This window comes from Burkholderia sp. AU38729 (assembly GCF_020419725.1).
Classification (GTDB): domain Bacteria; phylum Pseudomonadota; class Gammaproteobacteria; order Burkholderiales; family Burkholderiaceae; genus Burkholderia.
The window spans coordinates 142,339-155,986 of sequence record NZ_JAIZQO010000008.1; the positions used below are offsets into that span (position 1 = coordinate 142,339).

12 protein-coding genes are annotated in these 13,648 nt (G+C 67.4%); 7 read left to right on the plus strand and 5 right to left on the minus strand.

The features are described 5' to 3' along the window. Positions 1-50: 50 nt before the first annotated feature. Positions 51-1,682: a YifB family Mg chelatase-like AAA ATPase gene (locus LGM56_RS21740; protein WP_226206761.1), complete on the minus strand. Its 1,632-nt coding sequence runs from the start codon at positions 1,680-1,682 to the stop codon at positions 51-53. Positions 1,683-1,992: 310 nt separating this feature from the next. Further along, complete coding sequence (locus LGM56_RS21745) at positions 1,993-2,244, minus strand: accessory factor UbiK family protein (protein WP_006489451.1); 252 nt, start codon at positions 2,242-2,244, stop codon at positions 1,993-1,995. 355 nt (positions 2,245-2,599) lie between these two features. Between LGM56_RS21745 and LGM56_RS21750 the strand changes: the two genes are divergently transcribed. The 7 genes from LGM56_RS21750 to ptsP all read left to right on the plus strand — a co-directional run bounded on the left by LGM56_RS21750 (position 2,600) and on the right by ptsP (position 10,026). After that, positions 2,600-2,938, plus strand: a complete 339-nt coding sequence (locus tag LGM56_RS21750) for a P-II family nitrogen regulator (RefSeq protein WP_027789049.1) — start codon at positions 2,600-2,602, stop codon at positions 2,936-2,938. A gap of 37 nt (positions 2,939-2,975) precedes the next feature. After that, entirely contained in the window at positions 2,976-4,490 is a 1,515-nt protein-coding gene (locus tag LGM56_RS21755; protein WP_226206762.1) for an ammonium transporter, read from the plus strand. Positions 4,491-4,734: 244 nt separating this feature from the next. Beyond that, positions 4,735-6,024 carry a glutamate--cysteine ligase gene (gene gshA / locus LGM56_RS21760; protein WP_011353295.1) on the plus strand — a complete coding sequence of 430 codons (1,290 nt, stop codon included), beginning with the start codon at positions 4,735-4,737 and terminating at the stop codon, positions 6,022-6,024. A 26-nt stretch (positions 6,025-6,050) separates the two neighbouring features. Next, positions 6,051-7,007, plus strand: coding sequence for a glutathione synthase (gene gshB, locus LGM56_RS21765; RefSeq protein WP_226206763.1), 957 nt, complete (start codon positions 6,051-6,053; stop codon positions 7,005-7,007). Positions 7,008-7,238: 231 nt separating this feature from the next. After that, on the plus strand, positions 7,239-7,709 hold the full coding sequence (locus LGM56_RS21770; RefSeq protein WP_089441084.1) for a PTS sugar transporter subunit IIA: 471 nt from the start codon (positions 7,239-7,241) through the stop codon (positions 7,707-7,709). Positions 7,710-7,782: 73 nt separating this feature from the next. Then, on the plus strand, positions 7,783-8,052 hold the full coding sequence (locus LGM56_RS21775; RefSeq protein ID WP_089441083.1) for an HPr family phosphocarrier protein: 270 nt from the start codon (positions 7,783-7,785) through the stop codon (positions 8,050-8,052). Between the two features lie 201 nt (positions 8,053-8,253). After that, a complete protein-coding gene (ptsP, locus tag LGM56_RS21780) occupies positions 8,254-10,026 on the plus strand; it encodes a phosphoenolpyruvate--protein phosphotransferase (protein ID WP_089495691.1) in 1,773 nt (590 codons plus the stop codon). Between the two features lie 72 nt (positions 10,027-10,098). Here the strand turns inward: ptsP and LGM56_RS21785 are convergent, their stop codons facing one another. The 3 genes from LGM56_RS21785 to gpmA all read right to left on the minus strand — a co-directional run bounded on the left by LGM56_RS21785 (position 10,099) and on the right by gpmA (position 13,527). After that, complete coding sequence (locus LGM56_RS21785; protein WP_089495690.1) at positions 10,099-10,851, minus strand: HesA/MoeB/ThiF family protein; 753 nt, start codon at positions 10,849-10,851, stop codon at positions 10,099-10,101. A gap of 103 nt (positions 10,852-10,954) precedes the next feature. Beyond that, complete coding sequence (locus tag LGM56_RS21790) at positions 10,955-12,502, minus strand: S41 family peptidase (RefSeq protein WP_089495689.1); 1,548 nt, start codon at positions 12,500-12,502, stop codon at positions 10,955-10,957. 278 nt (positions 12,503-12,780) lie between these two features. Beyond that, positions 12,781-13,527 carry a 2,3-diphosphoglycerate-dependent phosphoglycerate mutase gene (gene gpmA, locus LGM56_RS21795; protein ID WP_027789056.1) on the minus strand — a complete coding sequence of 249 codons (747 nt, stop codon included), beginning with the start codon at positions 13,525-13,527 and terminating at the stop codon, positions 12,781-12,783. Between the last annotated feature and the right edge of the window lie 121 nt (positions 13,528-13,648).

A 13,648-nucleotide genomic window follows, 5' to 3' on the forward strand; every position in this document is an offset into this window, starting at 1 on the left:
ATTGTGCATAAGTCAAGTCTTGACAGCCGGATTTTGTCCTCCGAGGGCGTTCAGAGCGCCGTCAGTGCGCGCCGGTAGCGGATCGCTTCGGCGATCTGCGCGGCCGTCGGCAGCGGGTCGCCGGCCAGATCGGCGATCGTCCGCGCGACCTTCAGCACGCGGAAATACGCGCGCGCCGACCAGCCGAAGCGCTCGCCGGCCTCGCGCAGCAGCCGTTCGCCTTCGTCGGTCGGCCGGCACAGGTCGTCGGTCTCGCGGCCGCTCAGCATGTGGTTCGTCTTGCCCTGCCGATCGAGTTGCAGCGCACGCGCCTGCGCAACCCGCGCGGCGACCGCCGCGCTCGGCTCGCCCGGCGCCGACGCGCGCGTCGCCAGTTCGGCCGGCGACAGCGCGGGCAGGTCGATCTGGATGTCGATGCGGTCGACGAGCGGCCCCGACAGCTTGCGCAGGTAGCGCGCGGCGACGTCCGGCGAGCAGCGGCAGCGCCCCGACGGATCGCCGTGCCAGCCGCACGGGCAGGGATTCATCGCGGCGATCAGCTGGCACGCGGCCGGGAAGTCGGCTTGCTGGGCCGCGCGTGAAATCGTGATGCGGCCGGCCTCCAGCGGCTCGCGCAGCATCTCGAGCACGTGCCGGTCGAATTCCGGGAGTTCGTCGAGGAACAGCACCCCGAGGTGCGCGAGCGTGATCTCGCCCGGTTGCGGCGGGTTGCGGCCGCCGACCAGCGCGGCGGCACTCGACGAGTGATGCGGTGCGCGGAACGGCCGCCGGCGCCACTGCGCGGGCGAGAAGCCGAGGCGGCTCGCGGAGAGGAGTGCCGCCGACGTCAGCGCCTCGTCGTCGGTCAGCGGCGGCAGGAGGCCCGGCAGCCGGGCGGCCAGCATCGACTTGCCAGCCCCCGGCGGCCCGACCATCAGCATGTGATGGCCGCCCGCGGCCGCGACTTCCAGCGCGCGGCGGGCGCCGCGCTGACCGACCACGTCGGCGAGATCGGGGGCGGCCGGCGTCGGCAGGCCGTCGAGGCACGGCGCCGCGACCGGCGCGAGCCGCCCGTCGGGCGCGCCGGTGAGATGCGCGCACAGCGCGGGCAGGTTCGGCGCGCCGAACACGGTGACGCCCGGCACGAGCGCGGCCTCGGCGGCGCTGGCGAGCGGCAGGTACAGCTCGGGGGCGTTCGACGCGGCGGTGGAGCGCGGCGCCGGGCCGGCCCCTTGGCCACCGTCGCCTGAACCGGACAGCGTGCCGGAACCCAGGCCGGAAGCCGCGCCACTTTCCGCTGACTGCGCATCCCGCGCCACGCCGCACGCCATCGCGAACGCGCCGCGCATCGGCCGCAGCGCGCCGGTCAGCGACAGTTCACCCGCGAATTCGCGGCCGGCCAGCGCGTCGGCCGGAATCTGGCCGTTCGCGGCGAGGATGCCGAGCGCGATCGGCAGGTCGAACCGTCCCGACTCCTTCGGCAAGTCGGCCGGCGCGAGGTTGACGGTGATGCGGCGCACGGGGAATTCGAAGCCGCAGTTCTGCAGCGCGGCGCGCACCCGCTCGCGGCTTTCGCGGACTTCGAGATCGGGCAGACCGACGATCGAGAACGACGGCAGCCCGTTGGCGAGGTGGACTTCGACGGTGACGTCCGGCGCACGGCCGGAGGCGGGCGCGCGACTGCGCACCACGGCGAGCGACATGGCGAGGCTCCTGTAAGCAAGACGGACGACGGCCGTTCGAGGCCGCATGCCGCGGGAATCGGAGGAATCGGTGCGCGCTTGCCGGCGTGGCGCGGGAAAGAACGAGGCACAGCGGAACGACGGACTGCGAAGAGCGATGAACAGCGAAGAGCGGGGGTGCTGCGGGGAACGACGGACGACGAAGAGCGGTACGGTGACTTCAGTGCTTCAGTGCTTCAGTGCTTCAGTGCTTCAGTGCTTCAGTGCTTGAGGCGGCGGGCGCGGGCCGCACGAGGCGGCCCGCGCCCGGGCCTTGCGGCCGGGCAGGGCGTCAGGCTTGCGGCGCAGCGAGCTTCTGCTCGAGTTCCGCGACGCGTTTCTCGAGTTCCTCGAGGCGCACGCGGGTGCGGGCGAGCACTTGCGCCTGCGTGTCGAATTCCTCGCGCGTGACGAGATCGAGTTTCGAGAAGCCTTGCGACAGCATGGCCTTCACGTTGCGCTCGACGTCCTTGGCCGGCGAGTTTTTCAGCAGATCGCTGACGCGCGACTGCAGATCGTTGAAAACGTCGCTGGGTTGCTTCATGTGATTCCCCTTCCTTGCACAAAAAATGTGCATCTTCAGTTGCGTACGTGCCCATGATGCACGCATGACCGGAAATGGTGCGCCCGGAGCGCGAATTCCGGGCATGGCGCCCGCATGGGTGAATGGCCCGGCGATCCGGGACGTGCGTGCACTCTAGCAACGATCCTTTCGCCGCGCCAGCAAACCGGGCCACGTTGGCCATTCGGCCGGGCCTTCGCACCTTACATCACGCGATGCGACCCCTTGATGAAGCCCTTTGAAACGGTGCTCGAACCGACTTGGCATGCGAGTTGCTGAGAAGAGTCCGTTACAACATTCCAACCAATTCGACGGGACAACCCAGCGAGAGGACTTCATGAAACTCATTACCGCAATCATCAAGCCGTTCAAGCTCGATGAGACGCGCGAAGCGCTGTCGGCGCTTGGCGTCTCGGGCATCACGGTGACGGAGGTGAAAGGGTTCGGGCGGCAGAAGGGGCACACCGAGCTGTACCGCGGCGCCGAATACGTGGTCGATTTCCTGCCGAAGATGAAGATCGAGGCAGCCGTGTCCGACGATCTCGTCGACCAGGCGGTCGAGGCGATCGAGCGGGCCGCGCGCACCGGCAAGATCGGCGACGGCAAGATCTTCGTCACGGCGATCGAACAGGTGATCCGGATTCGCACCGGGGAGACGGGCGCTGACGCGCTGTAACAGAACAGACAAGACAAGCGACAAGAGGAAACCCAAGATGCGCAAACTTCTGATGTCCCTGCTGATGGCCGGCTCGCTGATCGCGGCCGGCGTCGGCCCCGCGCTCGCCGACGACGCGGCGTCCGCCGCGGCTGCGTCCGCGCCCGCCGCCACGGCTTCCGACGCGTCGGCTGCCGCCGCTCCGGCCGCCTCGGCGCCGGCTGCCACCGACGCATCCGCCACGGCCGCCGCTGCTGCGCCGGCCTCGGGCGCCACCGACGCGTCGGCTGCTGCCGCCGCTTCGGCACCGGCCGCTCCCGCCGCGCCGACCGCCCCGTTCTCGGTTGATTCGTCGAAGATCAATGCGGGCGACACCGCATGGATGCTGACGTCCACCGCGCTCGTGCTGTTCATGACGATCCCCGGCCTCGCGCTGTTCTACGCCGGCATGGTCCGCAAGAAGAACGTGCTCGCGACCGTGATGCAGAGCTTCGCGATCACCGCGGTGATCACGGTGCTGTGGACGGTGGTCGGCTACAGCCTCGCGTTCACGCCGGGCAGCGGCTTCATCGGCGGCCTGTCGCGCGCGTTCCTGCACGGCATGAACTACATCCACGGCGACAAGGCGACGACGCTGACCGTCAGCCACCTGGCACCGACGATTCCGGAATCGGTCTACTTCGTCTACCAGATGACGTTCGCGATCATCACGCCGGCGCTGATCTGCGGCGCGTTCGCCGACCGGATGAAGTTCTCGGCGATGCTCGTGTTCATGACGCTCTGGTCGCTGATCGTCTACGTGCCGATCGCGCACATGGTGTGGGAGCCGACCGGCTGGCTGTCGGCTGACGGCGTGCTCGACTTCGCAGGCGGCACGGTGGTGCACATCAACGCGGGTATCGCGGGCCTCGTGTCGTGCCTCGTGCTCGGCAAGCGCGTCGGCTACGGTCGTGAATCGATGGCGCCGCACAACCTCGTGCTGACGATGATCGGCGGCTCGATGCTGTGGGTCGGCTGGTTCGGTTTCAACGCGGGCTCGGCGGTCGCGGCCGACGGCCGTGCCGGCTTCGCGATGCTGACGACGCAAGTCGCGACGGCGTGCGCGGCGCTCGGCTGGATGTTTGCCGAATGGATCGCGAAGGGCAAGCCGTCGGTGCTCGGCATCGTGTCGGGTGCGGTCGCGGGTCTGGTGGCGATCACGCCGGCAGCCGGCTTCGTCGGCGTGGCAGGCGCGCTCGTGATCGGTATCGCGGCGGGCGTCGTGTGCTTCTGGTCGGCGACGTGGCTCAAGTCGAAGCTCGGCTACGACGATTCGCTCGACGCGTTCGGCGTGCACGGCATTGGCGGGATTCTCGGCGCACTGCTGACCGGCGTATTCGCGGTCAAGGACATCGGCGGCGCCGACGGCAGCCTGCTGCTGCAGGCGAAGGGCGTCTTGATCACGCTGGTCTACAGCGGCGTGCTGAGCTTCGTGCTGCTGAAGCTGATCGACCTGACGATCGGCCTGCGCGTGTCGGAAGAAGAAGAGCGTGAAGGCCTCGACGTGATCCTGCACGGCGAGCATGTCGAATAAGTCACAAGGATGACCGGCGGGCCGCCGCGACGACGGCGCCCGCCATGAATGAGCGCAGCGACTTGGGCCCGCCTCACCAGGCGGGCTTTTTTTCTTCCGTCATGCGCTGCCGTAGCGGATAACCCTTCACTCTATCGGGTCAATAGCCGAAAACTTCCTCCATATCCTTGTGAAGCCGGGAACAATCCCCAAATGGGCTGGGCAATTGCTCTACAATCTTCATTCTCCCGCTCGCGAGTGATTCATGGTTCCCCACCTCGTTACCGCGTTGAACGGTCCGCTGCTCGAACTCGAGCAGAAGATCCTCGACGCGACGCCTGCGATCGAACGCTGGTTCAGGCTCGAATGGCAGGAACATACCCCGCCGTTCTATTGTTCGGTGGACCTGCGCAATGCCGGCTTCAAGCTGGCGCCCGTCGACGCGAACCTGTTTCCCGGCGCGTTCAACAATCTGCCGTCCGAAGTGCTGCCGCTCGCCGTGCAGGCGGCGATGGCCGCGATCGAGAAGATCTGCCCGGACGCGAAGAACCTGCTCGTGATTCCCGAGCTGCCGACCCGCAACGCGTTCTACCTCGAAAACGTCGCACGGCTCGCGACGATCATGCGCCAGGCCGGCCTGAACGTGCGCTTCGGCTCGCTCGACCCGAGCATCACCGACATGACGCCGATCACGCTGGCCGACGGCCAGAAGATCGTGCTCGAACCGCTCGAGCGTTCGCAGCGCCGCCTCGGCCTGAAGAATTTCGATCCGTGCTCGATCCTGCTGAACAACGATCTGTCGGCCGGCATTCCGGCCGTGCTGGAAAACCTGCACGAGCAGTACCTGCTGCCGCCGCTGCACGCGGGCTGGGCCGTGCGCCGCAAGTCGACGCACTTCTCGTGCTACGACGACGTCGCGAAGAAGTTCGCGAAGATGGTCGGCGTCGATCCGTGGATGGTGAATCCGTATTTCGCGCACGTGGAAGGCGTCGACTGGCAGGCGCATGAAGGCGAGCAGGCGCTCGCCGACGCGATCGACGGCGTGCTGAAGAAGATCGCGCGCAAGTACCGCGAATACGGGATCAGCGAGAAGCCGTACGTCGTCGTGAAGGCCGACGCGGGCACGGCGGGGCGCGGCGTGATGACCGTGCACGACGCGGCCGAGATCGGCCGGATGTCGAAGGCCGAGCGCGCGCAGATGGCCGAGTCGAAGGCCGGCCTCGCGGTGCGCGACGTGATCGTGCAGGAAGGCGTCTATACGTTCGAGCGCGTCGGCGACGAAGTCGCGGAGCCCGTGGTGTACATGATCGACCGCTACGTGGTCGGCGGCTTCTACCGCACGCACGCCGGCCGCGAGCGCGACCAGAACCTGAACGCCCCCGGCATGCACTACGTGCCGCTCGGCTTCGAGCACACCGCGCTGCCGGATGCGGGCGCGAAGCCGGGCGCCGCACCGCCGAACCGTTTCTACATGTACGGCGTCGTCGCGCGGCTGTCGCTGATCGCGTCGTCGATCGAACTGGAAAAGACCGATCCCGAAGCCATCCAGGTGTAACGGACCTTCGCCACGTACAGGACCTCATGGACATTCTCTTTATCGCCGACCCGCTCGAGCGCTTCAAGATCTACAAGGATTCGACCTACGCGATGATGGCCGAGGCGGCGCGGCGCGGGCATGCGGTGTACGCGTGCGAGCCGAACCAGCTCGCGTGGACGGGCTCGGCCGTCGAGGCGGACGTGCGCCGCATCACGTTCGTCGGCGACCCGGGCGACCTGCATCGCGAGACGTGGTACGAGGCCGGGCCGGTCGACGCGCGCCGCCTCGAATCGTTCGGCGCGGTGCTGATGCGCAAGGATCCGCCGTTCGACATGGAATACGTGACGTCGACCTGGCTGCTGGAGCTGGCCGAGCGCGCCGGCGCACGCGTGTTCAACAAGGCGCAGTCGATCCGCGACCATTCGGAGAAGCTCGCGATCGGCGAGTTTCCGCAGTTCGTCGCGCCGACGCTCGTCACGCGCGACGCGAAACGGCTGCGCGCATTCCACGCCGAGCACGGCGACGTGATCCTGAAGCCGCTCGACGGGATGGGCGGGATGGGCGTGTTCCGCGTGAAGCCGGACGGCATGAACCTCGGTTCGATCATCGAGATGCTGAGCCACGACGGCACGCGCTCGGTGATGGCGCAGAAATTCATCCCCGAGATCAAGGCCGGCGACAAGCGCATCCTGCTGATCGGCGGCGAGCCGGTGCCGTTTTCGCTCGCCCGGATTCCGCAGGGCAGCGAGGTGCGCGGCAATCTCGCGGCGGGCGGCCTCGGCGTTGCGCAGCCGCTGACCGCGCGCGATCGCGAGATCGCCGACACACTCGGGCCCGTGCTCGCGGCACGCGGGTTGCTGCTGGTCGGCCTCGACGCGATCGGCGACTGGCTGACCGAGGTGAACGTCACGAGCCCGACGTGCTTCCGCGAGATCATGGAGCAGACGGGCTTCGACGTCGCCGCGATGTTCATCGACGCGCTGGAGCGTGCGGCCTCGTAGGCCGCTTTCCCGCGCAACCCCGGCGGCGGCCGCGCAGGTCCCCCGTCGCCGGAGCAGTTCGACCGGCCTGCTACAATGCCCGCTTGTCTGGTGCCGCGCTCGCGCACTCAAGGCCCGGCGGTCGGGCCGAAACTGTTGCAAGGCTGAACATGGAACGTTTCCCTCACTCGCTACGCTCATTGCCCCGCCGCGGGGTGTTGGCCCGCCAGGGGCGGCCGGGAGCGATCTGACATGGCCGGGATCCTGATCATCGCGCACGCCCCGCTCGCCACCGCGCTGCGGGACTGCATCGCGCACATCTATGGCGGCGTGCCCGCCCGCATCGGCTGTATCGACGTGATGGCGGACAGCGATCCGACCCAGGTGATGGCGTTCGCGCACGCGGAGCTCGCGCGGCTCAAGGAAGAGAACGGCGTGGTCGTCCTGACCGACATGTACGGCGCGACGCCCGCGAACATCGCCGGCCAGCTGGCCAAGATCGACAACGTGCGCGTGCTCGCGGGCGTGAACCTGCCGATGCTCGTGCGGGCCGTCTGCTACCGCACCGTGCCGCTCGACAAGCTGGTCGACAAGGCGCTGTCCGGCGGTGCGAAGGGCGTCCACGAGGTGTCGGCCGGTACGCCGCCGCCGCCGACGGAAACCGGCTGCGGCCAGTGCGCGCCGATTCCGCCCGAGCCGCAGCCGCGCACCGAGTCGCACTGATTTCCCGTTTTCCGTTTTAGACCGCACCGCCGACGCGCGCCGCCGGCGGCCCCGACCGACCCGACCGAGAATCATGCTTCAACAAGAAACCACCATCGTCAACAAATTGGGGCTCCATGCGCGCGCATCGGCCAAGCTTACGCAACTGGCCGGCAACTTCCAGTCGGAAGTCTGGATGACGCGCAACGGGCGCAAGATCAATGCGAAGAGCATCATGGGCGTGATGATGCTGGCGGCCGGCATCGGCAGCACCGTGACGATCGAGACCGACGGGGCCGACGAGCAGGAAGCGATGGACGCGCTGCTGAAGCTGATCGCCGACAAGTTCGGCGAAGGCCAATAATCCTCAAGCGGGATCGTTGCCGTTTCCAGCCAGAATGCCGCGGATTCCGCGGCATTTTTTTCGTCGCAAGCATTGATGCGGAATGCGCAATGCTGCGGTGCATGCAGTCAGCGGGGAGTCGCGGAATTTATAATCGCTAACCGGGGTCATAAGCGCATCGCAGCAGTGTGCCGCGGCTTTACTTGTACAGAGGAGGTGCGCGTGTCCTTCACGCTGCATGGCATTCCCGTCTCACGTGGTATCGCGATCGGGCGAGCGTATCTGATCGCGCCGGCGGCGCTCGACGTCGCCCATTACCTGGTCGAGGCAAACCAGATCGATGCGGAGGTCGAGCGCTTCCGCACCGCGCTCGAGGTCGTGCATCACGAACTCGAAGCGCTGCGCGCCGACCTGACCGACGACACGCCGAGCGAAGTCGGCGCCTTCATCGACGTCCACGCGATGATCCTGAGCGACGAGATGCTCGTGCAGGAAACCATCGACCTGATCCGCACGCGCCGCTACAACGTCGAGTGGGCACTGACCGAGCAGCTCGAGCTGCTCACGCGCCACTTCGACGATATCGAGGACGAATACCTGCGCGAGCGCAAGGCCGACATCGAGCAGGTGGTCGAGCGCGTGCTGAAGGCGCTCGCCGGCGCGCCGTCCGCGTCGCAGGCGCTCGACCGCGCGGCCAGGAACGGCACGAACGAGATGATCGTCGTCGCGCACGACATCGCGCCGGCCGACATGATGCAGTTCAAGTCGCAGTCGTTCCAGGCATTCGTCACCGATCTCGGCGGGCGCACGTCGCACACGGCGATCGTCGCGCGCAGCCTCGGCATTCCGGCCGCGGTCGGCGTGCAGCACGCGAGCGCGCTGATCCGCCAGGACGACCTGATCATCGTCGACGGCGACCAGGGCATCGTGATCGTCGATCCCGCGCCGATCGTCCTCGAGGAATATTCGTACCGGCAGTCCGAGAAGCTGCTGGAGCAACGCAAGCTGCAGCGTCTGAAGTTCTCGCCGACGCAAACGTTGTGCGGCACCAAGATCGATCTGTACGCGAACATCGAGCTGCCCGACGACGCGAAGGCGGCCGTCGAGGCCGGCGCGGTCGGCGTCGGGCTGTTCCGTTCCGAGTTCCTGTTCATGCATCAGAAGGAGATGCCGGAAGAGGAGGAGCAGTTCGCCGCGTACAAGCGGGCCGTCGAGTGGATGAAGGGCATGCCGGTGACGATCCGCACGATCGACGTCGGCGCGGACAAGCCGCTCGAGGCGCTCGACGAAGGCTACGAGACGGCGCCGAACCCCGCGCTCGGCCTGCGCGCGATCCGCTGGAGCCTGTCCGAGCCGCAGATGTTCCTCACGCAGTTGCGCGCGATCCTGCGCGCGTCCGCGTTCGGCCAGGTGAAGATCCTGATCCCGATGCTCGCGCACGCGCAGGAGATCGACCAGACGCTCGACCTGATCCGCGAGGCGAAGCGCCAGCTCGACGACGCGGGGCTCGCGTACGACCCGAACGTGCGCATCGGCGCGATGATCGAGATTCCGGCCGCGGCGATCGCGCTGCCGCTGTTCCTGAAGCGGTTCGACTTCCTGTCGATCGGCACGAACGACCTGATCCAGTACACGCTCGCGATCGATCGTGCGGACAACGCGGTCGCGCACCTGTACGACCCGCTGCATCCGGCGGTGCTGCACCTGATCGCCTATACGTTGCGCGAAGCGAAGCGCGCGGGCGTGTCCGTGTCGGTGTGCGGGGAAATGGCGGGGGACCCGGCGCTCACGCGCCTGTTGCTCGGGATGGGGCTCACCGAGTTCTCGATGCACCCGAGCCAGTTGCTGGTCGTGAAGCAGGAGATCCTGCGTGCGCACCTGAAGGCGCTCGAAAAGCCGACGGCCGACGTACTCGCCGCGTTCGAGCCGGAGGAAGTGCAGGCCGCGTTGCAGCGCCTGTCGGTTGCGGAGCCGCGCGCGGATGCGGCGGCTTGAGGCGCTGGCGTCCCCGTTAATCGTAGCGAAGTGTCACCACGCATGCGCCGCCCGGCGCATGCGCGTCGCGCGTCAGTGCCGGCCCCCGCACACGGGGCAGTCGGCCTGACGCGCGATTTTCATCGTCGTCCATTCCATCCGCAGCGAATCGAGCATCATCAGCCGGCCGTTGAGCGTCTTGCCGATGTCGCCGATCACGCGCAGTGCCTCGGCGGCCTGCATCGCGCCGATGATCCCGACCGTCGGCGCGAACACGCCCATCGTCGCGCACGCGACTTCCTCGAACGGCTGGTCTTCCGGAAACACGCACGCATAACAGGGCGCGGCCGGGTCGCGGAAATCGAACGTGCTGATCTGCCCGTCGAAGCGCAGCGCGGCGCCCGATACGAGCGGCACGCCGTGCGCGACGCACGCGCGGTTGATCGCATGCCGCGTCGCGAAGTTGTCGGTGCAGTCGAGCACGACGCTCGCATGCGGCACGTGCGCGCCGAGCCACGCATCGTCGACACGCTCCGCGACCGCGTGCACGGTCACCTCGGGGTTCAACTGCGCGAGCGCGTCGCGCCCCGATTCGACCTTGTGGCGGCCGACCGACGCCGTCACGTGCAGGATCTGTCGCTGCAGGTTCGTGAGATCGACCGTATCGGCGTCGACGAGCGTGATCGTGCCGACGCCCGATGCCGCGAGGTACATCGCGGCGGGCGAGCCGAGCCCCCCCGCGCCGACGACGATCGCATGCGCGTCGAGAAAGCGCTGCTGCGCCTCGATGCCGATTTCGTCGACGAGGATGTGACGGGAGTAGCGAAGGAGTTGATCGTCGTTCATGGGGAGTCGTGGCGAGGCGGCACAGGTGTCGTTATTTTAGGCGCGCATGAAAAACGGGCCATCGCGGTCTTCCCGCGATGGCCCGTCGGATGCCGGCCGGCGCTTACTTCGGCGCCGACGCGGGCTTCGGTGCGGAAGCCGGCTTCGCGCTGGCGCCCGATGCCTTCGGGGCCGTGGCGGCCTTGCCGGCCGGGCCCTTCGTGCTTTCGGCGAGCAGCGACTTCGATTCCTGGACCGGCTTGCCTTCGAGCTTGTTGAGCGCCTGCTGCATCATGAAGTCGTCGGCGCTGCCGAACTCGATCGGCTTGCGATCGCGATCCTTCTGGCGCTGCTCCGGCGTCTTCTTGTCGTTCTGCTCTTCAAGCACGCGCAGCTGATCCATCCGGCGCTGCTCGCGGTCTTCCTGTTCCTTCTTCTCGTTCGGATCCTGCGTGTTCGCGAGGTGGTTCGTGTAGTCGACCTCGCGCGTCACGAGCACGTCGTCCGGATCGCCGTCCGCGTACTGATCGACCGGCACGTCCGGCGTGATGCCCTTGTTCTGGATCGAACGGCCGCTCGGCGTGTAGTAGTACGCGGTGGTCAGGCGCAGCGCGGTGTCGGCCGTCATCGGGCGGACCGTCTGCACCGAACCCTTGCCGAACGTCGTCTTGCCCATGATCTGCGCGCGCTTCGAATCCTGCAGCGCACCGGCGACGATTTCCGACGCGGACGCCGAATAGGCGTTCGTCAGCACGATCATCGGCACGGTCTTGAAGACCGGCGGCAGGTTCTTCAGCGGATCGCCGTCGAAGGACGGCAGGCGGTAGTTGTCATACGTATCGCGGTAGACCTGCTTCGAATCGGCGATCTGGCCGTTGGTCGACACGACGACGGAGTCGGGCGGCAGGAACGCGCCGGCCACGCCGACCGCGCTCTGCAGCAGGCCGCCGCCGTTGTTGCGCAGGTCGAGGACGAGGCCCTTCAGGTTCGGCTGCTGGCGTGCGATATCTTGCAGCTTCTGCGCGAGATCGGGCGTCGTGCGCTCCTGGAAGCTCGTGATGCGGACATACGCATAGCCCGGATCGAGGATCTTCATCTTCACGCTCTGGACCTTGATGATCGCGCGCGTGACCGTGACCGGGAACGTGCGGTCGTCGCTCTTGCGGAAGATCGTCAGCGTGACCTTGGTGCCCGGCTCGCCGCGCATCTGCTTCACGGCCTTGTCGAGCGTCATGCCGCGCACCGGCTTGTCGTTGATGCGGGTGATCAGGTCGCCCGGACGGATGCCGGCGCGGAACGCGGGGGTATCCTCGATCGGCGAGATCACCTTGACGAGGCCGTCTTCCTGCGAGATCTCTATGCCGAGACCCGCGAAGCGGCCCTTCGTCTGCTCCTGCAGCTCGTCATAGTCGGTCTTGTCGAGGAACGACGAGTGCGGGTCGAGGCTCGACACCATGCCCTTGATCGCGGCCGTCAGCAGCTTCTTGTCGTCGACCGGTTCGACATACTCGCGCTTGATCTGTCCGAAGACTTCCGCGAACAGGCGGAGCTGGTCGAGGGGAAGCGGCGCCGTGGCGGTCTGCTCGGCCGATGCGGAAACCTGCAGCGTGGCGAACACGCCCGTGGCGAGGCCCGCGGCAATCAGGCCGATGTTCTTCAATTTCATTCGCATAGAGATCTGGTGCGGTCGGGAAGCGCGTGGCGGTAGCGGGGATGATGTAGCGGACAAGTATAACTGTTCGTCCGATAACTCAGTGGAACGGCGCGAAAAGCGTCGAAAAGGGCCCGGGGCCGGTCAGGCGGGCATCGCCGTGCGCACCGCGGGTTCGAAAGCGGGTTCGACAGCGCCGGCGCCGCGAAGGTTCGCGCGGGGCGCAGGGCAAGGGGCTGGGCCGGGGCCGGGCGGGCCGCACCGGACGCGGCCCGCCCGGCTCACCCGGCCGACGGGCGTCAGCCCGCCTTGCCCTGCTTCGCGACGGCGGCCTGCGCCTGCGCGATCGCGTCCTGGTCGCCGAGGTAATAGTGCTTGATCGGCTTCAGGTTCTCGTCGAGTTCATACACGAGCGGCACGCCGTTCGGGATGTTCAGGCCGACGATGTCGCTGTCCGAGATGCCGTCGAGGTACTTGATCAGCGCGCGCAGCGAGTTGCCGTGCGCGGCGATCAGCACCTGCTTGCCCGCGCGGACCGCCGGGGCGATCGACTCGTTCCACAGCGGCAGCACGCGCGCGACCGTGTCCTTCAGACACTCGGTGAGCGGCAGCTGCTCGCGCGGCACCTTCGCGTAGCGCGGGTCGTTGAACGGCGCGCGCTCGTCGGTCGGCTCGAGCGCGGGCGGCGGCGTGTCGTAGCTGCGGCGCCACACGAGCACCTGGTCGTCGCCGAACTTCGCAGCCGTTTCCGCCTTGTTCAGGCCCGACAGCGCGCCGTAGTGGCGCTCGTTCAGGCGCCACGAGTGGACGACCGGCAGGTACATGAGATCCATCTTGTCCTGCACGTGCCACAGCGTGCGGATCGCGCGCTTGAGCACCGACGTATACGCGATGTCGAACGTGTAGCCGGCCTCCTTGAGCAATTCGCCGGCCTGGTAGGCCTCGTTGCGACCCTGTTCGGTCAGGTCGACGTCGACCCAGCCGGTGAAGCGGTTTTCCTTGTTCCACGTCGATTCGCCGTGGCGGATGAGAACGAGTTTGTACATGGATCTTGCGGTCGGTAGTGAAGGAAGCGGTGGCGCGTCGTGCAGGACCCGACCCGGGCCCGCCATCGCGCAAGACGGTTATTTTATAATGGCAAGATTGTCCTCATCCGATTTCTCTTTT

What these genes read in the sequence shown, in the direction of transcription:
- gshA (WP_011353295.1), top strand. Translation starts at nt 4,735, where the DNA reads ATGGTTCCCCACCTCGTTACCGCGTTGAACGGTCCGCTGCTCGAACTC.
- LGM56_RS21770 (WP_089441084.1), top strand. Translation starts at nt 7,239, where the DNA reads ATGGCCGGGATCCTGATCATCGCGCACGCCCCGCTCGCCACCGCGCTG.
- LGM56_RS21785 (WP_089495690.1), bottom strand. Translation starts at nt 10,851, where the DNA reads ATGAACGACGATCAACTCCTTCGCTACTCCCGTCACATCCTCGTCGAC.
- gpmA (WP_027789056.1), bottom strand. Translation starts at nt 13,527, where the DNA reads ATGTACAAACTCGTTCTCATCCGCCACGGCGAATCGACGTGGAACAAG.
- LGM56_RS21755 (WP_226206762.1), top strand. Translation starts at nt 2,976, where the DNA reads ATGCGCAAACTTCTGATGTCCCTGCTGATGGCCGGCTCGCTGATCGCG.
- LGM56_RS21790 (WP_089495689.1), bottom strand. Translation starts at nt 12,502, where the DNA reads ATGCGAATGAAATTGAAGAACATCGGCCTGATTGCCGCGGGCCTCGCC.
- LGM56_RS21750 (WP_027789049.1), top strand. Translation starts at nt 2,600, where the DNA reads ATGAAACTCATTACCGCAATCATCAAGCCGTTCAAGCTCGATGAGACG.
- LGM56_RS21775 (WP_089441083.1), top strand. Translation starts at nt 7,783, where the DNA reads ATGCTTCAACAAGAAACCACCATCGTCAACAAATTGGGGCTCCATGCG.
- gshB (WP_226206763.1), top strand. Translation starts at nt 6,051, where the DNA reads ATGGACATTCTCTTTATCGCCGACCCGCTCGAGCGCTTCAAGATCTAC.
- LGM56_RS21740 (WP_226206761.1), bottom strand. Translation starts at nt 1,682, where the DNA reads ATGTCGCTCGCCGTGGTGCGCAGTCGCGCGCCCGCCTCCGGCCGTGCG.
- LGM56_RS21745 (WP_006489451.1), bottom strand. Translation starts at nt 2,244, where the DNA reads ATGAAGCAACCCAGCGACGTTTTCAACGATCTGCAGTCGCGCGTCAGC.